General features: G+C 74.0%; 14 protein-coding genes and 2 pseudogenes. 9 read left to right on the top strand and 7 right to left on the bottom strand.

Annotation, left to right across the window (positions count from 1 at the left end; translation table 11 throughout):
• Positions 1–7 precede the first annotated feature (7 nt).
• Positions 8–1,336: pseudogene (tnpB, locus tag B207_RS32220) on the bottom strand (IS607 family element RNA-guided endonuclease TnpB).
• A gap of 424 nt (positions 1,337–1,760) precedes the next feature.
• On the opposite strand from tnpB, the gene treZ reads away from it, so the two are divergent.
• The 4 genes from treZ to B207_RS0102485 all read left to right on the top strand — a co-directional run bounded on the left by treZ (position 1,761) and on the right by B207_RS0102485 (position 7,353).
• Positions 1,761–3,551 carry a malto-oligosyltrehalose trehalohydrolase gene (gene treZ, locus B207_RS0102505; protein ID WP_018634933.1) on the top strand — a complete coding sequence of 597 codons (1,791 nt, stop codon included), beginning with the start codon at positions 1,761–1,763 and terminating at the stop codon, positions 3,549–3,551.
• Between the two features lie 324 nt (positions 3,552–3,875).
• Positions 3,876–4,664, top strand: coding sequence for a pyrimidine reductase family protein (locus B207_RS0102495; protein WP_035739795.1), 789 nt, complete (start codon positions 3,876–3,878; stop codon positions 4,662–4,664).
• Between the two features lie 224 nt (positions 4,665–4,888).
• Positions 4,889–5,224: a hypothetical protein gene (locus B207_RS0102490; RefSeq protein WP_018634930.1), complete on the top strand. Its 336-nt coding sequence runs from the start codon at positions 4,889–4,891 to the stop codon at positions 5,222–5,224.
• Between the two features lie 80 nt (positions 5,225–5,304).
• On the top strand, positions 5,305–7,353 hold the full coding sequence (locus tag B207_RS0102485; protein WP_154675106.1) for a hypothetical protein: 2,049 nt from the start codon (positions 5,305–5,307) through the stop codon (positions 7,351–7,353).
• A gap of 163 nt (positions 7,354–7,516) precedes the next feature.
• Here B207_RS0102485 and B207_RS42710 read toward each other — a convergent pair.
• Together B207_RS42710 and B207_RS0102470 are read right to left on the bottom strand one after the other, a co-directional pair.
• A pseudogene (locus B207_RS42710) lies at positions 7,517–8,149 on the bottom strand (ATP-dependent DNA ligase); the annotation flags it as partial.
• Between the two features lie 93 nt (positions 8,150–8,242).
• Positions 8,243–9,079, bottom strand: coding sequence for a 3'(2'),5'-bisphosphate nucleotidase CysQ (locus B207_RS0102470; RefSeq protein ID WP_018634926.1), 837 nt, complete (start codon positions 9,077–9,079; stop codon positions 8,243–8,245).
• Between the two features lie 35 nt (positions 9,080–9,114).
• Here B207_RS0102470 and cysC point away from each other — a divergent pair, with 35 nt between their 5' ends.
• Complete coding sequence (gene cysC, locus B207_RS0102465) at positions 9,115–10,956, top strand: adenylyl-sulfate kinase (protein ID WP_018634925.1); 1,842 nt, start codon at positions 9,115–9,117, stop codon at positions 10,954–10,956.
• 13 nt (positions 10,957–10,969) lie between these two features.
• On the opposite strand, the gene B207_RS0102460 is transcribed toward cysC, so the two are convergent.
• The 4 genes from B207_RS0102460 to hemE form a co-directional block, all read right to left on the bottom strand.
• Positions 10,970–12,604: a sugar transferase gene (locus B207_RS0102460; RefSeq protein ID WP_018634924.1), complete on the bottom strand. Its 1,635-nt coding sequence runs from the start codon at positions 12,602–12,604 to the stop codon at positions 10,970–10,972.
• 1,012 nt (positions 12,605–13,616) lie between these two features.
• On the bottom strand, positions 13,617–14,483 hold the full coding sequence (gene hemQ / locus B207_RS0102455) for a hydrogen peroxide-dependent heme synthase (RefSeq protein ID WP_018634923.1): 867 nt from the start codon (positions 14,481–14,483) through the stop codon (positions 13,617–13,619).
• Between the two features lie 100 nt (positions 14,484–14,583).
• Positions 14,584–15,996, bottom strand: coding sequence for a protoporphyrinogen oxidase (gene hemG, locus B207_RS0102450; protein ID WP_018634922.1), 1,413 nt, complete (start codon positions 15,994–15,996; stop codon positions 14,584–14,586).
• Positions 15,997–16,402: 406 nt separating this feature from the next.
• A complete protein-coding gene (gene hemE, locus B207_RS0102445; RefSeq protein ID WP_018634921.1) occupies positions 16,403–17,485 on the bottom strand; it encodes a uroporphyrinogen decarboxylase in 1,083 nt (360 codons plus the stop codon).
• 170 nt (positions 17,486–17,655) lie between these two features.
• Here hemE and B207_RS0102440 point away from each other — a divergent pair, with 170 nt between their 5' ends.
• From B207_RS0102440 to B207_RS0102425, 4 genes are all read left to right on the top strand, one after another.
• Positions 17,656–18,021: a DUF3817 domain-containing protein gene (locus B207_RS0102440; RefSeq protein ID WP_018634920.1), complete on the top strand. Its 366-nt coding sequence runs from the start codon at positions 17,656–17,658 to the stop codon at positions 18,019–18,021.
• 448 nt (positions 18,022–18,469) lie between these two features.
• The gene (locus B207_RS39430; RefSeq protein WP_154675104.1) at positions 18,470–18,631 is read left to right on the top strand and encodes a hypothetical protein; all 162 of its coding nucleotides are present in this window, start codon (positions 18,470–18,472) and stop codon (positions 18,629–18,631) included.
• Positions 18,632–18,855: 224 nt separating this feature from the next.
• Entirely contained in the window at positions 18,856–19,575 is a 720-nt protein-coding gene (locus B207_RS32215; protein WP_018634918.1) for a DUF3000 domain-containing protein, read from the top strand.
• Between the two features lie 111 nt (positions 19,576–19,686).
• Positions 19,687–21,147, top strand: a complete 1,461-nt coding sequence (locus B207_RS0102425) for an HRDC domain-containing protein (protein WP_018634917.1) — start codon at positions 19,687–19,689, stop codon at positions 21,145–21,147.
• Positions 21,148–21,380 lie beyond the last annotated feature (233 nt).

The following is a 21,380-nucleotide window of genomic DNA, read 5'->3' as shown; positions in this document are numbered from 1 at the left end:
TTGGCGGTCATGCCGCCCCACCGTGCAGTGAGGCACTCCCGGTCTGACCGGCCGTGGCCGTGCCGGGTTCCCGCTTCCCAGCCACCTGCCCGCTTGCGCGGGTCTTATGGTCGGCTCCACGGGCGTTTACCGTCTCCGACGTACTGGCGGCGACGAGGTGACGCAGGTTGACCGCGGCGTTCAGGTCGCGGTCGGTCACCAGCCCGCAGGACTGGCAGGTGAAGGTACGGTCGGCCAGGGTCAGGCTTGGGTTTCGCCAGCCACAGCCGGAACAGGTCTTCGAGCTCGGGTACCAGCGGTCCCCGACGACCAGCGTCGACCCGTACCAGCCGGTCTTGTACGCGAGCTGGCGGCGGACCTCGGCCATCCCGGTGTCCGACACCGAACAGGCGAGCCGCCGGTTGCGGACCATCCCGGCGACGTGCAGGTCCTCGACCACGATCACGCTGTGGGTCTTCGCGAGCCGGGTCGTGAGCGTGTGCAGGCCGTCGCGGCGCTGGTGGGCGACCCGGGCGTGGATCCGAGCGAGGCGCGCGGCGCGCCGACGCCGGCGGGCGCTGCCGGGCCTGGACCGGGCGTGGGCCCGCGACGTGGTCCGCAGCCGGCGCAGCGACCCGGCGAGATGCTTCGGGTTCACCACCATCTCACCGGTGGACAGCACCGCGAGATGCTTCACCCCCAGGTCAACACCGACCGGGCCGGCGTCGCGCTGCCGACGTGACGGGCCTGGGGGAGCCTGCCGGTCGACCTCGACGGTGAACGACACGTACCAGCGGTGGGCGGTACGGGCCACGGTCGCGCCCAGCAGCCGGGCCCTGCCCTCCGCCAGCCGGGACGTGAGCGCACCCATCGGTTCGCAGACCTTCACCCGGCCGATCCGGGGCAGCTTCACCCTCCGGTCGCAGGCAGGGCCGTACGCACCGGTGGTGTACCGGAAGCTGTCACGGGCCCTGCCGCGCTTCTTGAACCGGGGGAACCCGACCCGGCGGCCCTTCCGCTTCCCCTCCCGGGAGTCGGAGACGTTCTTCAACCCGCGGGCAAGCTGATCCAACCCTGCGGAGAACGCCTCCTTCGAGCACTCCACCCACCACGGGGCAACCTGGTGTTTCGCCACGTTCCACGCCAGGCGCAGCGCCGGCAACGTCCACGGCACCGGGGTGAGCAGGTCACCGGTCAGACCGTAGGACCGCTCCGCGTCACGCTACGCGAATGCGGCCCTCACCCGGGCCAGACCCCAGTTGAACGCGAACCGGGCAGCCCCCGCATGCCTACGCAGACCCGCGAGCTGGACGGTGTTCGGATCGAGCGCGAACCGGTACGCCTGCAACATTGTCACCCGGCCACACCCCGACCGTGACAGCACACACGTTCGAACACGTGGATCACGTTAAGCCCCGAACCAGCCCAGCGCGGTCACCCGTCGAGACAAGACCACAACGAGCACCCACCGTCCTCCCGGCACCGGCAGCCCCCGCCGAGAAACCACCACCGGGCGGTCGAGCAACCACCCCCGCTCAAGGCAACCCGGACCCTGAGGTTCACCCGTACAACCACCCGGCACCCCTCAACGCCATCCAACGCCCAACCGGCAATAGTTCTCAACCCCCTGATCCGCCCCCTGATCCGCACCCCCTGAGAGTGCCGCCGCGACGCCGCGACCCCGCCCGGGCGCCGGCCGTGTACAGGCCGGCGCGCACTCCGGCACCAACCCCGGGCCGAAGAACGGTTCCCCGACGAGCTGCTACCGGTAGACAGGACACATGACTTCCTTCCGGGTGTGGGCCCCCGCCGCGAAGACTGTCAGCCTGGTCATCGCGGACGGCGAGACCGCCGACGGCTCCGGGCACGACACCGTGCACGAGATGACCGCCGCCGTCGGCGGCTGGTGGTCTGTCGAGGTGCCGTCCGCCCGGCACGGAGCCGACTACGCCTACCGCATCGACGGCGGTGATCTGGAGCTGCCCGACCCGCGCTCCGCCTGGCAGCCGTACGGGGTGCACGGCCGCTCCCGGTTCGTCGACCATGCCCGCTTCCCGTGGACGGACGCCCACTGGCGCGGGGTGCCGCTGTCCGGCAGCGTGCTCTACGAGCTGCACGTCGGCACGTTCACGCCACAGGGAACCTTCGACGCGGCCATCGAGCGCCTCGACCATCTGGTGGACCTGGGGGTCGACCTGGTCGAGCTGCTGCCGGTGAACGCCTTCCCGGGACGGCACGGCTGGGGCTACGACGGGGTCGGCCTGTTCGCCGTGCACGAGCCGTACGGGGGGCCGGACGGGCTGAAGCGTTTCGTGGACGCCGCCCATCACCGCGGCCTCGGCGTGATCATGGACGTGGTCTACAACCACCTCGGCCCGGACGGAAACTACCTCGGCCGCTTCGGGCCCTACTTCACCGACCGGTACAGCACCCCGTGGGGCCCGGCGGTGAACCTGGACACCCCCGGCTCGGACGAGGTGCGCGCGTTCGTCATCGACAGCGCCCTCGCCTGGCTGCGGGACTACCACTGCGACGGCCTGCGGCTCGACGCCGTGCACGCCTTCGTCGACAACCGGGCCCGGCACCTGCTGGAGGAGATCTCCGACGCGGTGCACCGGCTGGGCACCCAGCAACGCCGCCCGCTGTTCGCGGTGGCCGAGTCCGACATGAACGACCCGCGGATGATCACTGCCCCGGAAGCCGGCGGGCACGGGCTGGACGGGCAGTGGGCCGACGACATCCACCACGCGCTGTGGGCCGCGCTGTCCGGGGAACGGCAGGGCTACTACGGCGATTTCGGCTCGTTCGAAACCCTCAGCAAGGCCCTGACGTCGGCGTTCGTGCATGACGGCGGCTACTCGACGTTCCGCGGCCGCTCCCACGGGCGTCCCGTGCCGCCGCGGACACCCGCCTACCGGTTCGTCACGTTCCTGCAGAACCACGACCAGGTCGGCAACCGGGCGACCGGGGACCGGGCCCAGGCGACGCTGAGCGCCGGCCAGCTGCGGATCGGGGCCGCGCTGCTGCTGACGGCGCCGTTCACGCCGATGCTGTTCATGGGCGAGGAATGGGGCGCCACCACGCCCTGGCAGTACTTCACCGACCACACCGACCCAGGGCTGGCCGAGGCCGTGCGCAACGGGCGGCGCGGGGAGTTCGCCGCGCACGGCTGGGGACCCGACGACGTTCCCGACCCGCAGGACCCGGCGACGTTCGAGCGCTCCCGGCTGGACTGGAGCGAGCGGGACCTGCCCGACCACGCCTCGCTGTTCGACTGGCACCGTCGTCTGATCAGCCTGCGCCGCCGGCTGCCCCAGCTCAGCGACCCGGCGCTCTCCTCGGTCACCTGCTCGTACGACGACCAGGCACGCTGGTTCGTGCTGCGCCGGCTCTCCGGAGGCGGTGACGTCGCCGTTGTGTGCAATCTCGCCGCCGACCGGCAGTCGGTTCCGGTGGAGGGGGTGCCGTTCGACGCCCCGGCGGCCTCCAGCCCCGGGTTCACGTACATGCCGGGCCGGGTCGAGCTGGAGGGCGAGTCCGTCGTCGTGGTCCGGCTGCTGCCAGCGCGCTGACCGACTGTGCCCGGACCGACTGTGCCCGGACCGACCGTGCCCGCCGGTGCGGTCAGCGGCCGGTGCGGCGGCGGTCCGCCGCCCGGGTCAGGCCGCGGTAGAGCAGGCCGAGCCCGGCGAGGCTGACGAGCAGAACACCGATCAGAAGCACCACGTACGTGTTCACGGTCCCATCCTGGCAGGCGCCCGGGCGTCCGCGGCGGTCGCCGTCCGCGGCAGGTGCACGGCGCGGCAGGCCGAGCCGAGCGCCGTTGCGGGGCGACCGCGCCGGCACGGAGGTCGGCGGTCGGCGGCCGGCGGCCGGCGGCCGATAGAGTCGTGGAGATGCGCGTTCTTCTGTCCACGGACGTTTCTGTTCCTACTGACTCGTCCAGGAACGCGCACGCGGATCACGCCAGTGCGACCGGCTCCACCGAAGTCGATCTTGACATCGCCTACGGGCTGCCCGAGCTGACGGCGGGGACTCCGCACATCCGGTCCAACTTCGTGGCCTCCGTCGACGGAGCCATCGAGATCGACGGCCGGTCGGGTGGCCTGGGTGGCCCGGCAGATCTCCGCGTGTTCCGCGCCCTGCGCTGGCTGGCCGATGTGGTGCTCGTCGGCGCCGGCACGGTCCGGACCGAGGACTACGGCCCGGTGCCCGTCCCGGCAGCGCGCCAGGAGATCCGCGTCGCGGCCGGGCTCGCACCGATCCCGCCGGTCGCGGTCGTCAGCGGCCGGCTCGACCTCGACCCGGACGCTCGTCTGTTCGGCGGTGCGGTCCGCCCTCTGGTGCTGACCTGCGAGGCAGCGCCGATCGAACTGCGCCGCGCGCTGGAGCCCGTCGCGGACGTCGTGTCCTGCGGCGAGCTGACCGTCGAGCCGGCCGCCGTGCTCGCCGCGCTCGCCGAGCGCGGGCTGCTGCGCGTCCTGACCGAGGGCGGTCCGACCCTGCACTCCCAGCTTGCCCGGGCCGGGCTCCTCGACGAGGTGTGTGTGACGCTCGCACCGGTCCTGGCCGGACCGGCGCGCCTCGGGATGATGGCCGGAGCGTCCTGGACGGCGCCGCAGCACCTGCGGCTCCTGCACGTTCTCGAAGAGAACGGCTCCCTGTTCCTCCGCTTCGGCCGCTGATCGAACGCCCGGGTCTGGCTGCCGGTCCGCACGACATCGCGTTGTCCACAGCCCGATGCGCGCGGGGCTGACCGCAGGTAGCCGCGACTAGCGTCGGTTCCGACCTCAGGGGCCGGGTGTCCGCCCGCACCGGCGACGCCCGCCTCCGAACCTGACGGGACGGAACCTTCCATGCCCACACCTCGAACGTCACCGGCCCGAACCCCGCTCCTGCGAGCTCTCCCGTGACGCAGGTGACGCCGTTCCCCGAGTCCGCACCGAACCGCTTCCGGCAGGCAGCCGAGGCCGCGCTCACCGCGGTGGTGGCCGAACGCCACGAGCTGGCCGAGGCCTTCGGCGCGCTGTTCGCCGAAGGCGACGCGGGTGGCTGGGCAGGCCGCGCGGCGGACGACTGGTGGCGGGGGGCCGCCGGTCAGCGGGCAGCCGCCCTCGGTGCCCTCGACTCCTGGGTGGATGCCTGCCGGCACCTGCTCCTCGGCGAGCCCGTGCGGGTCGCCCACGATGATCCACGGGCCCGCCATCCCGGCCCGGCGCCCGCGCCGCTGGCCAGCCAGCGGTAGTCGACGCGAGGCGCACCGTGCCCGGGCCACCTGAACGTGTCGTCGTCGATCCGGCAGCGCTGCAAAGAATGGTCACCGCGATGACGGAGCTCCACCGGAAGCTGCGTACGCAGGAACGCGTCCTTGCCGCCCACACCGACGCCATCCCACTCGCCGTCCCACCCGCCGCGGCCGCGCCGGCGCGGCTGCGGGCCGCCGGCGCCTGGGCCGAACGTGAGGTGACAGCCCTTCACCGCCGTCTGGCTCTCGCGCAGGCGGCCGACCCCGAGGCACCGGGCGCGCCGGCGACGTCGGTCCGGTGGGCAACATCCGACAGGCACGAGGTCCCCGGCCGGAGCACGGCGACGGCGGCGACGGCCGCAGCCGCGGGGCGGGCGCTGGCCGAGCGGCTGACCCGCCCCGGCCCCGACCACCGGGATCGCGACCGGCTCACCGACACCGTCGCCGTTCTGGGCCGCCGAGCCGACGATCCCGGCTTCGTCACCGGCTTCTACGACCGTCTCGGGCCCACCGGCCTCGCCATGCTGCTGCACCACCTGTTCGACCCGGCCGGCCCGGCGCGGGCCCGACCGGCGCAGGCCGCGGAGGTCCTGGGGCGCGGCCTCGCCACCTACAGCCGGGTGCGTGTGCTGAACGACGCGTGGCTGGGCAGGTTCAGCCGGCAGGGGCGGGCCGGCGAGGTCGAGACCTCGCTGCTCGGGCCTCTGCTCGGGCACGGGCGGTTCTCGCGGCAGCTGCTGGAGCGCCTCGGTGATCTGATGTTCGGCACCGCCCACGGTTCGCTGCGCGACGTCGGTCTGCTCACCGGGCCGCGCGGCGGCATGCGCTCGGGTCCCTGGTCCGCCCGCGCCGCCCACCGGGAGTACGCAGCCACGCTGCTCCGGGCGATCGCGGCGGACCCGCGGCTCGCGCCGTCCTTCGCGAGCCGGCACCTCCCTCACCTGCTGCACGCGTCCCGGCTGGTCGCCGAGCTGCCCCCAGGGCTGCGGCCGCCCGGTGACGCCTGGTCCACGGCGCTGGAACCCGCCCGCGCGGCGCTGCTCGCCGCGGCGGGTGGGGCGGCGGCACAGCGGGCGAGCCCGGCCGCCGCACGACAGTTCGTGGTCCGGCTCGTCGAGATGGGAACCGCCGGCCCGCCCGGCAGGATCTCCCCGCACCTGCGGGCGGCCTACGGGCAGGTCCTGCACGTCTGGCGGGACGATCTCCACGCGGCGATCACCTCACCGCTGCCGGCCGACAGGTCACGGCCCGACGCCCCCGGCCTCGGCCTGGCCACCAGCCAGTGGGCGGCGCTGCTGCGGGAGAGCCTGCGGGGCGGGGCCAGCGCTCCGCTGCTCGCCGCCGACGCGGTCACCGCCGCCGCCCGCATCGAGGAGCAGGCCTGGCTGGGCACCGGTAACTACAACCGGCCCGAGGCGGGGCACTACCCGGCCAGCCCGCGTACGCTCGCCTATCACCAGGCGAACGAGATCGTCGCCTTCTTCGGCACCGCGCTCGTCGACGCCGCCGAGGCGGAGCTGCGGGACCACGCGGCGGCCCTCGAACAGCACCAGCGGCGCACCGCGGTCCTGCTGGACATCCTCGCCGAGACCGCCAAGTCGATCGACGTGACCAGCCTCGTGCGGACACTGGTCAACCTCGGCACGGGGCTGACCGTCGAGATCGTCGAGGATCGCGTCCGCCGCGCCACGGCGAACCTGCCGACGGAGCGTTCCCGTGCCGTCCTCGCCGCCCTGCGGGTCGGCCTGCACGTCCTCCCGGGCTGGCAGGACCAGTACCGGGCCTCGGTGACACAGCTGTGGCGCCACCGGGGCAGCAGCCCGCTCCGCCCGGTCCGCGTCGACACGGGCGGCGGCACCACCCGGGTGTACACCGGCGACCCCCGTGCCGACGGCTACATCACCGGCCCGGCGGACGACTTCCTCGGTCCCGGGAACGAACCGATCGCCGTCGAGGCCATGACGCCCCGGCAGCGGTCGGCCTACGGAGCCTGGCTGGCGAGCCCAGCCATCGTGGCGAACAACGACCGGCTGCCGTCCGTGCTGGGCGCCCCGCCGGCGGACGTGGTGCCCGGCTGGGGGCCGGCCTGGGCCCGCGCGCAGAGCCCGGGCGACCGGGGCCTCGGATGACCTGCTCGGGCCGCAGTGGCACGAACGACGGGTCCCGGCCACGGGCCCACCGACTCTCCCCCGCGTCCCAGGGAGTCCGGGTCGCCGGTGTGGCGTCCGGTACGGCGGCAGCTGCGCTGTCGGTCCCCGCCGCCGAACCGCAGGCCCGCGTGCCCGGCCTGGCCCAGGGGTGCGAGGCGATCGGCGTGACGAGATCTGCGAGCTCCTGGACCAGCTCCCGGCGGCGCGCCGTCGGGAACGCGGAGGTCACCCCGACGGACAGCAGGGCAGGCACACCGGCCTCCACCGGCTCGCCGTACAGCCCGAGCAGGAGCGACCCCACCGCGTCCGGGTCGTTCTTGTGCGGCCGGTAGCCGGCGATCACGCAGTCCGCGGTGCGCTCGTGCTTGATCTTCATCATCGTGCGCCGGTCCGGCTCGTAGTGCCCGTCGGGTGGTTTGGCGACGAGTCCGTCGAGCCCGGTGCCCTCGAAGCGGTGGAACCACTCCTCGGCCACAGCCGGGTCGCTGGTCGACGGAGTCAGATAGAGCCCGCTCGGGACGCGCCGAGGCGCTGCGGCCTCCGGGCTCCCGAGCACGCACCGCTGCGACAGACCGGCCAGCAGAACCGTGACCAGCTCCGGGAAGTACCGGGTCATCGGCCGGGCGCTGCGGGAAGTGATCTCCAGCTCCGGGCCGTCACGGAAAACCAGGGCACGGAACCCGTCCCACTTCGGCTCATACAGCATGCCGGGTGGGATCCTGGAAGTGGCCCGGGCGAGCATCGGCTTCACCGTCGGCGGCACGGGCAGGTCCATCGGCCGATACTGCCCCATCGGGTCGGCACACCGCGAGCGTGTCGGCGTGCCCCGGCCCCACCGGAACCAGGCTGGACCGGCGCTGGACCGGGGCTAGGCCGGCGCGGCGCCGTCCGTTCCCGCCGAGCGGGCACGGGTGACGGCCAGCACCCGTTCCGTGTAGACCGGATCGCACACGATCAGGTCGGGGAGGTACGGATCCGGCTGGTTGTAGCGCAGCGGCGATCCGTCGAGCCGGCTCGTGTGCAGGCCGGCCGCCCGTGCGACGGCGACCGGGGCGGCCGAGTCCCACTCGTACTGGCCGCCCTCGTGCAGGTAGATGTCGGCCTCGCCACGGATGACCGCCGCCACCTTCGCCCCGGCGGAACCCATCGGGACGATCGTCGCGGAAAGCGCCTCGGCGGCCTCGGAGACGATCCGCGGCGAGCGCGTCCGACTCGCGACCAGGCGCGGTGCGGCGGTGCCCGCGCGGCGCTCCCGCGGAGGTTCAGCGCTGGAGAGCGCCAGGTCCAGGGCGGGCAGCGCCACCACCCCGACCGTCAGCTCGCCGCGTTCCCACAGCGCCACGTGCACCGCCCAGTCGCTACGGCCCGGCTCGGAGAACTCCCGCGTACCGTCGAGCGGGTCGACGATCCACACCCGGTCGGCGCCGAGCCGCACCGGGTCGTCCGCCGCCTCCTCCGAGAGGACCACGTCGTCCGGCCGATGCCGGCCGAGGGCCCGGGCGAGCAGCTGGTGGGAGCGGGCGTCCCCGGTCTCGCGCAGGGTCGCCGTCTCGGCGAACCCCAGTTCGGCCCGGATGCGCAGCAGGAGCTTGCCCGCGTCCGTGGCCAGGCGGCGGGCCAGCGCGGCATCGCTGAGCTCGTCCGTGGCGATATCGACCGGAACCGTGGAGAACGCGGCCGGCCGGCGGATGTCGTCGGTGCTCATCGAGTGCGAGTCTTCCACCCGCTACCGTCGCGGGTGTGAGCGCCACCTCCGACAACGATGTCGGCACGTCCGTCCGGGATCCGCGCGATCTGCGCGGGTCGTCCGACCAGCGCCGCGGGCGCACCGCGCACTCGGAGGGGAACGGGCACCGGACCGGGCCACCCGACCGGCCAGACGCGGTCGTCGGGCCCGAGCGCGCCCGGCGGCTGCGGGAGGCGTCCGTCGGCTGGCCCTCGGTCACCCTCGACGCCCGGCAGCTCTCCGACCTCGAGCTGATGGTGCTCGGGGTCTTCGGCCCCGCGCCGAGCTATGCCGGGCAGGCGCCCGCCGGTGCCGACCAGATCCCGGCGCCCGAGAGCCCGCCGGTGCCGACGCTGACCGTCCCCGCCGCGGTGGCGGCCGACCTGACCGTCGGCTCCGACGTGGCGCTGCGTGACCGCGAAGGGGTGATGATCGCCGCCCTGCGGCTGCTCGCGCTCGAGCCGGCACCTCCCACGGTCCGCCTCGTCGGCACTGTGGAAGGGCTGGAGCTGCCCAGCCATCCGGACTACCCGGCGCTGCGCCGCACCCCGGCGCAGCTGCGCGCGGACTTCGCCGACCGAGGCTGGACGGCGTCCGGCACCGGCGCGCCGTGGGCGGTGTGGGCGGACGGGCTGCTGCACACCGCCGACGTCGGCCGTATCCGGGCCCTGACCCGCCGGGGGAAACACTGCGTGATCCTGGCGCCGGTCGGCGGCGCGGATCCGGCGGACGCCTCGCACCACCTGCGCATCCGCTGCCTGATCGCCGCGCTGAACGCGATCGACACAGCCCCGCGCCCGGCCGAGGCCACACTCGCCCACGAGCCGTTCGCCTCCGAGGCGGTTTCGAAGAGCGGTACCCGGGGCCGGTCGGGGGCCGCGCAGCACAGCCGGCATGCCGGCCCGGAGGCGACGGCGCCCGCCGGCGACGGGCAGGCCCGGGGGCCGGGTCACGGCCCCGGCGAGGGCCCCGGTGGTCACCACAGCATGCTGGTGCTGGTGCCGGTCGTCCCAGCCGGCCAGCTCGCCGCCCCCCGGGAACCGGCGATGAGCGCCACCTCCCCGGGCGGGCTCACCGACGAGCCTGACGCCGGCGCGCCCGTCCTCGACGCGATGGCCGAGCTCACCGCACTGCGGGCCCACCTCGCCGAGGTCTACGGCTGCGCCGGCAGCCTGACCGGGCCCGCCATCGGCGCTCCGGACGCGGGGGAACTGGCCGCCCTGCTGGACGCCGGCGCCCCGCTGCCGGCGGAGCTGACTCCGCCGGGCGTGGCCGCCGAGCTGGTACGGGCGCTGCCCCCGCGCTCCCGCCGCGGGCTGACGATCCTGTTCACCGGTCTCTCCGGCTCGGGCAAGTCGACGCTTGCCGGGTTGCTGGTCTGCCGCCTGCTCGAGCGGGGCCGGCGGGTCACCCTGCTGGACGGCGATGTCGTCCGGACGCATCTGTCGCAGGGGCTGGGCTTCTCGCGCTCCGACCGGGAGACGAACGTGCGGCGCATCGGGTTCGTCGCCGCCGAGGTCGCCGGGGCCGGCGGGACCGCTGTCTGCGCGCCGATCGCGCCCTACGCCGACGTCCGCGCGCAGGTGCGTGCGATGACGACCGCCCGGGGCGCGGGCTTCGTGCTGGTGCACGTGGCGACCCCGTTGGAGGTGTGTGAGGCACGGGACCGCAAGGGCCTGTACGCGAAGGCCCGGGCGGGGGTGATCCCCGCCTTCACCGGAGTCTCCGACCCCTACGAGGAGCCGACCGACGCCGATGTCGTCGTGGACACCGCCGACCTGTCCACCTTCGCCGGCGTGGACCAGGTGCTCGAGCACCTGGTCCACGCCGGCTGGGTCGAGGCGGAGCCTCAGTAGGCGCGGCCCTGCCTCAGTAGGCGCCCTCGCGCCGGAGCACGGCGAACAGGGTGCGCCAGAGGATGACGAAGTCCATCGCCAACGACCAGTTCTCGACATACCGCAGGTCGAGCCGGACGGACTCGTCCCACTCCAGGTCGCTGCGACCGCTGATCTGCCACAGCCCGGTGAGCCCCGGCTTGACCATCAGCCGGCGGTACACGTCGTCCTCGTAGCGGGCGACCTCGGAGGGCAGCGGCGGCCGCGGGCCGACCAGGGACATGCTCCCGTTGACCACGTTGAACAGCTGGGGCAGCTCGTCGAGCGACCACTTGCGCAGGAACTTGCCGACCTTGGTGATCCGCGGGTCGTCCCGCATCTTGAACAGCAGGCCCTCGGCACGCTCGTTACGCGACTCCAGCTCCGCCTTGCGGGCCTCGGCGTCGACGTACATCGACCGGAACTTGTACATCCGGAACTCGCTGCCACCGCGACCGACCCGCGTCTGCTTGAAGATCGCCGGGCCGCGGCTGGTGAGCCGCACCGCCAGGCCCAGGCCGATCAGCAGCGGCGAGAACAGGAGGATCGCGACACCGGCGACGACCCGGTCGAAGGCAATCTTCATCAGCCGCCGCGTCCCGCTGAGCTCGGGTTCCTCGATGTGCAGCAGCGGCAGGCCGGCTACCGGGCGGATCGAGATGCGCGGGCCGGTGACGTCCGTCAGCGCCGAGCTGACCAGGACGTCGACGTCGCTGCCCTCAAGGGCCCACAGGACCCGGCGCAGCGTCTCCCCGTCCATCTGCGGGCCGATGGCGACCGTTGTCGCATGGGTGGCCTGGATGGCTGTGTGCAGGTTCTCGGAAGTGCCGACGATGGGCACGCCGAGCAGGTCGAACCCGCTGCGCTCGGGCCGGTCGTGGCTGTGCCGGCCGGGCAGCCGGTCCAGGCAGACACCGACCACCGACCAGCCTGAGGTCGGGTCGCGCTGGGCGAGCCGTACCAGCGTGGCCGCGGACTCCCCCGCGCCCACGACGAGAACCCGGTGCAGACACCGGCCCTGCCGGCGCATCCGGTGCAGGATGCCGCGGCCGGCGGACCGGCCGGCCACCGACAGCAGGGTGGCCACGGGGAACGCGATGAGCACGTAGCTTCGGGCGATCTCGGCCTTGGTCGCATACGAGGCGACCGCCACCAGCGCGGTGAGCCGGGCGGCGGAGTTCACGACCCGGCGGAACTCCTCGGAGCCGCCACCGAGGAACCTGGTCTCGTAGGCGCGGTTGAGCGACATCGCGAGGACCCAGGCCAGCGGCAGCAGGACCGTCATGATGATGTACGGCGTCGACGAGACCGGCTTGGTCTCGAAGTCGACGACGTCGCCGAAGCGCACGAAGTAGGCGAGGCCGACGGAGAGGACGCAGGCGAGCGCGTCGAAGAGCACCAACAGCCGGACGTAGCGCCGCTCCCAGCCGACCTGGGCGCGGTAGTCACGCGGGTCCTGGGAGGTCTGGGCGTGAAGGAAGGAGTACTGGTTCGGGTCGACAGGCCGGCCGGGCCAGCCGGCCGCGGGCTGCGGCGGCACGCCGTTCCAGCCCGGCCCGACCCGCGGGATGGGCGGGGCAGGCGGGCCCGGCCAGCCGTGCTGGGCCGGCGGCGGACCCGGATGCACCACATCCTCGGGCTCGAAGAAGCCGCGGGCCTGGGGAACGACACCCGTCCCGCCGGCGGGCCAGGGGCTGCCCGTGGGCCGCGGCCCGTCAGGCGGGCGGGGACCACCCCCAAACGATCTTGTACCCCCGGACACCGTATCCGTCACAACAGGACCCCCCCTGGCCTTCGGCATGTCAGTTCTGGTCGACGGAACGGGCACGCGGCGACAGCCCCCCGGAGGCCCCCCCGCAGGGCCATCCCCCGCCGGACCAATTGTCGATCAGGACAAGCCTGCCGGTGTAGCGGTTCACCCAGACACACGCGGACCTGTAGTCGGTACGCGCGGCTCAGGGCCCCGCACTCCATGGCGCCTGTCGTGCGCACGCTCCCCCGTCGTCTGTCCCATCGCGGCATACCGAACTCCGATCTCCGGCGATCGTCCGGCCCGGGCAGCCGCACCGGCCCATGGCACGGGTTCACGCGCGGTGTGGGCTACCGACGCGAACCAGGACACCGAGACCGACCGGACCGGCCCTGGCCCGCCTCGGCCCCGACATGCGACGCTCGTTGGTCAGGCGGCAACGTTACCGGCACCCGTACCAGACCGGACCATCGCCCCGCCCAGCACCGAAGCCTTCTTCCCGACAGCAGGCCACCGGAACCCAACCAGTACCCCAGTCACCGTCAGTGACGTACGGCGACGCGCCCGACGGTAACCCTCCGTAAGAAAAACGGCCGATCATCCCTGATCGACCGTTTTGCGGCTACCGTTGGTTTCTTTTGCTGACGCTAAGCAGACAGAGCCAAGCCGCGATGCTACTGTCAGTCATGGCCGGTCCGGGAGTGCCCGGCCGCCGATCACCGGCTTCGCCGTGGCCTGACAGGCCCTCGGTGCCGGTGGTTCCTGCCCGCCCGGGTCGGCTCCGGCCACCTGGCCGTGGGGGCAGCAACGGGGCGGTCGGCGCCTGCCGGACGGGTGGGGGCGCCCAGGCAGGTGCCGACCTCTCCTCGCGTTTCCAGGCCCGCCAGGCCCGCTAGGGCAGCGCCGCCACGACGTCCGCGAGCGGCTTGCGGGCGCCGCTGTAGAAGGGGATCTCCAGCCTGGTGTGGCGCCGCGTCGCGCTGGCCCGTAGGTGGCGGATGCAGTCGACGATCCGGTGCAGCTCGTCGGCCTCGAAGGCGAGCAGCCACTCGTAGTCACCCAGCCCGAAGGCCGCGACGGTGTTCGCGCGCACATCCTCGTACTCGCGACCCATGATGCCGTGCTCGGCGAGCAGCCCGCGGCGCTCGTAGTCGGGCAGCAGATACCACTCGAGCGACCGGTTGAACGGGTAGACGCAGATGTAGTCCCGTGGGTCCTCACGGCGGACGTAGGCCGGGATGTGGTTCCGGTTGAACTCCGCCGGGCGGTGCAGGCCCACGGCCGACCACACCGGTTCCAGGTGCCGACCCAGTTCGGTCTGCCGGAACCGCTGGTAGGTCTCCTGCAGCAGATCCGGGTTCGGAGAGGTCCACCAGAGCATCACGTCGGCATCGGCCCGGTACCCGGAGATCTCGTAGATCCCGCGGGTGTAGACATCCTTGGCCAGCGCGCCGTCGAGGAGCGCGGCCACCTCCGTGACGATCTCGGCGCGGTCCGCTGGCAGTGGGCGCCGGGCCGCGAAGACCGACCAGCCGGTGTAGAGCAGCTCGTCGTTGAGTTCCCGGGCCGATCTCCCCGCATCGGAGGCGGCCTCGGGGGCGGCCTCGGTGGCGGCAGCGGCCCGCGGCCCGCCCGGGCCGGAGTCGTGCGAATGGGCACCCCGGGCGCCAGGGCCGGGGTACGACGCACCCGCGGTGGGCGCGGACGCCGAGGGGGTGCCGCCGTGCTGGACGTCGTCGCCTGTTGACATGCCCTCCATTGTCCACCTCGGCGACCGATCCCGAGCGGCCGCGGCGCGCACGGCTGGTGGCTGCGCGGGCCCCCGCCCCGCGCCCGGCCCCGCGCCCGGCCCCGCGGCCTCAGGCGCCGGCAGGCTCCGACTCGGCCGCCTGCGCGCCGCCGGCACGCAGCGCGCGCAGCACCTCGGCCGCAGCCGCCTCGCCGGACCGGATGCACGCCGGGATCCCCACGCCGTCATAGCCCGCGCCGGCGAGTGTCAGCCCCGCCGGCAACGCCCGGCGCACGGCCGCCACCCGGCCCAGGTGGCCTGGCAGGTACTGCGGGAGGGCGCCGCCCCAGCGGCTGACCCGGCAGCCGACCGGCCGGGCCGTGATCCCGGTGACCTGCGCGACCTCTGCGGCCACCACACCGATGAGCTCGGTGTCACCACGCCGCAGGTCGCCTTCCGCCCCGGCCCGCCCGACGCTGGCCCGGATCACCGTGAGATCACTGCCGGCGGCCACATGCGGCCACTTCGCCGACAGGTAGGTCACGGCCTTGATCGACAGTCCGGCCCGGGGCGGCACGAGAAGACCACTGCCCGGTGGCAGTGTCACCCCCCGGTAGAGCAGGGTCACCAGGCCCACCGATGCGTACGGCACCCCCGCCAACGGGGCGGCAGCGTGCGGTGCGAGCGGGGTGAGCAGGTCACGGGCCGCACCCGCGGGCACCGCGACGATCACCGCATCGGCGGCGAACGGGAGCGGGGTCTCCCCGCCGCCCACCGGGTCGCAGCGCACCTCCCAGCCGTCGGACGTCCGCCGCAGCTCGCGAGCCATCAGTCCGGTCAGCACCCGCGCGCCGCTGGACTGCGCCACCTGCTCGGCGAACGAGCCGAGCCCGCCGCGCAGCGCGGCGAACACCGGCGTGTGAGCGGTCGCCGGCCCCGTCCGCGCCCGGACCCGGTGGGCGCCCAGCAGCAGCGACCGGTCCTCCGTCGCGATCGGGGTGAGCTGGGGGACGGTCGCCTGCAGCGACAGCGCGTCGGCCCGGCCGGCGTAGACACCCCCGAGCAGCGGGTCGACCAGCCGCTCGACGATCTCCCGCCCGACCCGCGCGCCCACGTAGCCGCCGACGGTCGGGTCGTCCGGCAGGGACGTCCGCGGCAGCACCACGTCGGCCGCCGCACGCAGCAGCCCCAGCGGGGAGAGGACCCGTGACCGCACCAGGCCGAGGACATCCGTCGGCACGCCCAGCATGGTGTTCGGCGGGATCGGCCGCCGCCGCCCGCCGACCCACAGCGAGGCGGCGGTCGTCGTCGGATGCACGATCGCATGCCCCAGCCCGACCTGGCGCGCCAACCGGAGCGCCTCCGGTACCCGGACCAGGAAGGACTCGGCGCCCTCCTCCACGGCCAGGCCCTCGATCGGGGTCGTCCGCAGTTTGCCCCCGACCCGGTCGCCCGCCTCGATCACGGTGACCTCGGCGCTGCCCGCCAGCGCGTTCGCGGCGGCAAGCCCCGCGATTCCCCCGCCAATGATCACGACCCGCACGTGTCTCCCAGCCCCTCTTCACGCCGTCCCCGGTATGGCGGTGCCGACCCGGCGCCCGCGGGCTCGGCGGCGCCGACCTCGCGCTGACGGGCCCGCCGGATTCCGCGGCCGGCGTCCAGTCTCGCCCCCGGATGCGGGCTGGCGGCACGGCAGGTCCCGTCAGTACACGCACCGTCGGAGCGGGACCGTCCGCTCACCGGGCGCGCCCGCCCGGTACCTGGGCCACCCGCCCCGGCCGCGTCACCCCCACGGCACGTGGATGATCCCCCGGACGGGCCACTGACACCAGCCCGGACAGACCCACGGACCGGCGGGACAGGCCCGCGAACCGAACCGACGGACTCGGCGCCCGCCACGGCCGCGGCCGTGGCGGGCGCCGAGCTGTGGTGCTCAGAAGCTGTGGTGCTCAGAACTCGTGGACGAGATCCACGATGTGCGCGAGCACGCCCGGGTCGCTCTCCGGGAGCACCCCGTGCCCGAAGTTGAAGATGTGGCCGGGCGCGGCCGCGCCACGGCGGCAGACGTCGCGCACCTTCTCCGCCAGCACGTCGGCCGGGGCGAAGACCGTGGCCGGGTCGAGGTTGCCCTGCACGGCACGGTCCCCGCCGACGCGGAGAGCGGCCTCGTCCAGCGGAACCCGCCAGTCGACCCCGACGACATCCGCACCGGCGGCGCCCATCGCGCCGAGCAGCTGGCCGGTGTTCACTCCGAAGTGGATCCGCGGGACACCGTCATCGGCGAACGCGGACAGGACCCGGGCGCTGTGCGGGGCCACGTAGCGCAGATAGTCGTCCTCGTTGAGCGCGCCCGCCCACGAGTCGAACAGCTGGACGGCGTCGGCACCGGCGTCGACCTGGACCCGCAGGAAGCCCGTGGTGATCTCCGCCAGCCGGCCGAGCAGGTCATGCCACAGCTCCGGGTCCGAGTACATCAACGCCTTGGTGCGGGTGTGACTGCGGCTGGGTCCCCCCTCGATCAGATAGCTCGCCAGGGTGAACGGGGCTCCGGCGAAGCCGATCAGCGGCGTCTCGCCGAGCTCACGGATCAGCATCCCGACGGCGGTGCTGACGTACGGCACGTCGTCGGGCTGGAGCGGGCGCAGGACGTCGAGATCGGCACGGGCCCGGATCGGCTGGGCCACCACCGGCCCGACCCCGGCGACGATGTCGACGTCCACCCCGACCGCGGCGAGCGGCAGCACGATGTCGGAGAAGAAGATGGCCGCGTCGGGCCGGAACCGGCGGACCGGCTGGAGGGTGATCTCCGTGACCATCTCGGCGTTCCGGCAGGAGTCGAGCATGGCGGTGGTGGCGCGCAGCGCGCGGTACTCGGGAAGCACCCGGCCGGCCTGCCGCATGAACCAGACAGGCACGCGCTCCGGGCGGTCCCCGGCCGCGGCACGCAGAAAAGGCGAGGTCGCGGTGAGGCCTCGGCGTCGGGGCGAGAGCCCGGAACGAGGCGGCGCGACAGCGGTGGTTCCGAGGGACATGGCCCGATCGTTGCACGCCGGGCGAACAGATGCCGGGTAGGGCACACGACTGTGTGCGATATCTTCTACTCGCAGTAGAAGTCAGAGCGGCGAATCCGGTGCCGCCGGCAACGGACCCCCGAGAGGCCACAGCGCATCCCGCGCGGCCGCGGCTACGCGAGGAGATTCCGATGACCGACCCCTCCCCCCAGAGCAGTTTCTGGCCCGTGGGTGCCGCCCGGCTCGTCTCACTGGCCGAGGCGACCTCCTTCCTGCTCCTCCTCGTGGCTACCGCGGTCAAGCACGGAGCGGACGAGGAGATCGGCGTCAAGGTCCTCGGGCCGGTCCACGGCGCCCTGTTCATCGCGTACTGCCTGCTGGTGCTCTACGTGTCGGTGCTGCGGCGCTGGCGCCCCGTGCGCACCCTCCTCGCACTCGGCGCGTCGGTTCTCCCGGTCGCGCCGTTCTTCGTCGAACGCCACTGGCTGCGGCCCCTGGATGCCGCCGACGGGCAGTCCGGTACCGCCGGCCCCGCGCGGTCCGCGCCCGCGGGCTGAGCGACCGGGTGCGGTCCGCGAGCGGGCCGGCACGAATCGCCACCACCCGCTCGGATGGCGCTTCGGCCCCGCACCGCGCACAGCCGACCTGACGCGACACGCCGGGGGGAATGCGCGGAGAACCGCCCCACCCATGGCACCGTCAGTCCAGTCGGAATGGGCGACAACGGTCGGCGATGTACCACGATCAGCCCACTTCCGACCGGCCAACGGCGGCAGGATCTCTCGTCGACGCAACTCCCCGGGCGGAACGCATCCCCCCGGTGGGTGGCGGCGCGGGCTCGTCCGCGCCAGGCGGTCGGGGTATTGCGCGTCCTTGCGCGCCATGGCGGGCCCGGTCCGGGGGGAACTCCGGAGGCAGCCCCGCCGCCTCGATGGCCCGTGGGTCGCAGCCAGGTGAACAAGGCGGCCGTGCCCGGGGAGTGATGCGCGAGTGGACCAGGTCCGGGTGAGCACCGACGAGCACGTCCAGCACTGCCCGGCGTGCGGGCGTGACCAGCGGTCCGAGCGACCCCCCTGCGAGGACGGCCACGGCGCCGCAGCCGCGTCCGTCCCCGTCACCGCGACCGCGGTGCTTCCCGCGGGCACCGGCGCCAGGGCCGCCGCGTGAGCCTGCACAGCCCCGTTCCGGAGCCGGACGTCCCGGCTGCCCCCTTCCGGCCCCCCGTCCGCCCGGCGGCGGCGTTCGGCGCCGCCCGGCCCGCGCCACCAGCACCCCCCGAGCAGGCCCCACCACCCTGGGCCAGATCGGGGCAGGGCCGCCCGGATGGGGCCAGGCGCCCGTCTCCGCCGCCCGACCAGCGTGATCACGGTGCAGCCCCTAACGTTGCCGCCATGGGGGGAACGCGGTCGCTGCTCAGTGCGCCTGCGCTCTTCGTGGCCGCCACCGACGCGCTGCGAGATGCGCTGGCGGACCTGCGGTCCGACGTGAGTATTCGGGAGATTCCCGCCCCGTCGCGGATCGCGCCGTTCGCGTTCGCGCTCACCGGCGGCCTCACCGACGACGACGAGGCCGCCTCGGGCCGGTTCGTCCTGCTCTTCGATCCGGACGGCCAGGATGCCTGGGAGGGGACCAGCCGGATGGTGTGCTACGCCCGGGCGTCCGTCGACCCCGAGGTGGCGGACGATCCGCTGCTGCCCGGTGTCGCCTGGTCCTGGCTGCGGGAGTCGTTGCAGTCGCACGGCGCCCAGGTCCGCGCCCTCGGTGGCACGGTGACCACCACCTCGTCCCGCCGGTTCGGGGTCCTCGCCGCGGACGGCGACAACTTCGACGTGGAGCTGCGCTGCTCGTGGTCACCGGACTGGGCGTCGCCGGCAACAGCGTCGCCGGCAACGGCAACGGCGTCGTTGGCCTCGGCGTCGTTGGCCTCGGCCGTTCCGGGGGGGAGCGATCCGGTCCTGGCGAGCCCGGGCGGGGACACCGATCCGGGCCCCGGCTGGGATCCGCTGGACGCGGCAGCCCACCTGCACTCGTTCGCCGATCTCCTCGCGGCGATGGCCGGTCTCCCGCCGCGTCTCTCCGGGGTCGTGCCGCTACCTGCACGTCGGGCCTGAGTCATCACGTCGCGCCCGGCACGGACACTGCGCGCCCGGCATGTCAACAGAACGCAGCCGTCATGACTACTCGTACGCTAAGAACGAACACTAAGCGTATAATCAGTGCGAATGCTCAGCCGTCTGGGCTGCCAGCACGGCCATTCACACGTACCATCGCCGATCGTGACGTCGACGGTTCCTGACTCAACACACCTGGTCAGTGAGGGTGCGGCAGCCGATGCTGCCGCCGACGCGTCGGCGACCGTCCCCATCCCCCTGCTGGAGCCGGCCGACGGCGTGCCGCCCGTGCTCGAGGACTCCCACGACCTCGCGGCGGCCGTCGAGCTCCTGGCCGCAGGCAACGGCCCGGTCGCCTTCGATGCCGAGCGGGCGTCCGGCTACCGGTACAGCCAGCGGGCCTACCTCGTGCAGATCCGCCGCCGCGGCGCCGGAACGCTGCTCATCGACCCGGTGGCGCTGCCCGACCTGAGCGGAGTGCAGGCCGCGGTGGGCGAGGCCGAATGGGTCCTGCACGCGGCCAGCCAGGACCTGCCGTGCCTCGCCGAACTCGGGCTGCACCCGTCCACCCTGTTCGACACGGAGCTCGCCGGACGTCTGCTGGGCTACGAACGGGTCGGTCTCGGCGCGATGGTCGAGCGGGTGCTCGGCTACGGGCTGGAGAAGGGGCACTCCGCCGCCGACTGGTCGACCCGGCCGCTGCCCGAGCCCTGGTTGCGCTATGCCGCGCTCGATGTGGAGCTGCTCGTGGAGCTGCGTGACCACCTGGAGGCGGAGCTGACCGATCAGAACAAGATCGACTTTGCCCGCCAGGAGTTCGCCGCGATCGCCGCCGCCCCCCCGCGCGAGCCACGGGCGGAACCGTGGCGCCGCACCAGTGGCATCCACCGCGCGCGCAACCGGCGCCAGCTCGCCGCGGTACGCGCCATGTGGCTGGCCCGTGACAGGGTCGCCCGCGCCCGCGACATCGCGCCCGGGCGAGTGCTCCCCGACAGCGCGATCATGGACGCCGTCCTCAAGGCCCCCGAGGACGCCGCCGCCCTGACCCGGCTGCCGGTCTTCTCCGGCCACCGGCTGCGGCGGTCGGCCACGACCTGGATGGACGCCCTCCGCGCGGCGGCCGAGCTGCCCGACAGCCAGCTCCCGAGCAGCGCCGGGCCGGGTGGGGACGGACTGCCGCCCCAGAACCGCTGGGCCGAGCGCGACCCGGTGGCGGCCGCCCGGCTGGCCCGGGTGCGGGCCACGCTGAACGCCATCGCCGACGACCAGGGCATGCCGGTCGAGAACCTGCTGGAGCCCGCGCTGGCCCGCCGTGTCACCTGGAGCCCGCCGCCAGGCCGGGACGCGGCGGCCGTCACGGCGGCGCTCACGACCGGTGGGGCCCGGCCGTGGCAGGTGGCCCTGACCGCCACCGCGGTGGCGGCCGCGCTGGCGGACCCGCCCCCCGCGCCGCCAGGCCGCGCGGCGCCAGCCACCACGGCCGGGGCGGCGGCCAGGACCCGGCGGTCGGCGCCGCGCGCGCAGGCCGCCGGTGACGCCGGTGACGCCGGCGGGGAGCCGTCCGCGACCTGATCGGCCTTGTCACCTGCGCCGTCCCGCCGTGCGGAGCGCGGGCGCGGATCACCGGCCGGTGATCCAGGGCACTGGTCCACCGTCGGAGCGACGCCCATTACCTACCCGCCGGTAACTCCTGCCGTAGGCTGGTCTCCGTCACGGTCGGCACCACCTTCGGGGCACCCGGCCGGGCACCGGTGGCGGCGGGCCGGATACGCGCCGTCGACGGACAAGTGCGTCGAGGAGGCCGG

Origin of the sequence: Parafrankia elaeagni, assembly GCF_000374165.1 — a bacterium.
In the GTDB taxonomy this organism is placed as follows: Bacteria; Actinomycetota; Actinomycetes; order Frankiales; family Frankiaceae; genus Parafrankia; species Parafrankia elaeagni.
Note: the sequence above shows the minus strand (reverse complement) of the source record. Positions and strands in the feature narration are given on the sequence as shown.

Coding starts and splice junctions, on each gene's coding strand:
- treZ (WP_018634933.1), top strand. CDS start 1,761: ATGACTTCCTTCCGGGTGTGGGCCCCCGCCGCGAAGACTGTCAGCCTG.
- B207_RS0102495 (WP_035739795.1), top strand. CDS start 3,876: ATGCGCGTTCTTCTGTCCACGGACGTTTCTGTTCCTACTGACTCGTCC.
- B207_RS0102485 (WP_154675106.1), top strand. CDS start 5,305: ATGACGGAGCTCCACCGGAAGCTGCGTACGCAGGAACGCGTCCTTGCC.
- B207_RS0102470 (WP_018634926.1), bottom strand. CDS start 9,079: ATGAGCACCGACGACATCCGCCGGCCGGCCGCGTTCTCCACGGTTCCG.
- hemQ (WP_018634923.1), bottom strand. CDS start 14,483: ATGGAGGGCATGTCAACAGGCGACGACGTCCAGCACGGCGGCACCCCC.
- hemE (WP_018634921.1), bottom strand. CDS start 17,485: ATGTCCCTCGGAACCACCGCTGTCGCGCCGCCTCGTTCCGGGCTCTCG.
- B207_RS0102440 (WP_018634920.1), top strand. CDS start 17,656: ATGACCGACCCCTCCCCCCAGAGCAGTTTCTGGCCCGTGGGTGCCGCC.
- B207_RS32215 (WP_018634918.1), top strand. CDS start 18,856: ATGGGGGGAACGCGGTCGCTGCTCAGTGCGCCTGCGCTCTTCGTGGCC.
- B207_RS0102425 (WP_018634917.1), top strand. CDS start 19,687: ATGCTCAGCCGTCTGGGCTGCCAGCACGGCCATTCACACGTACCATCG.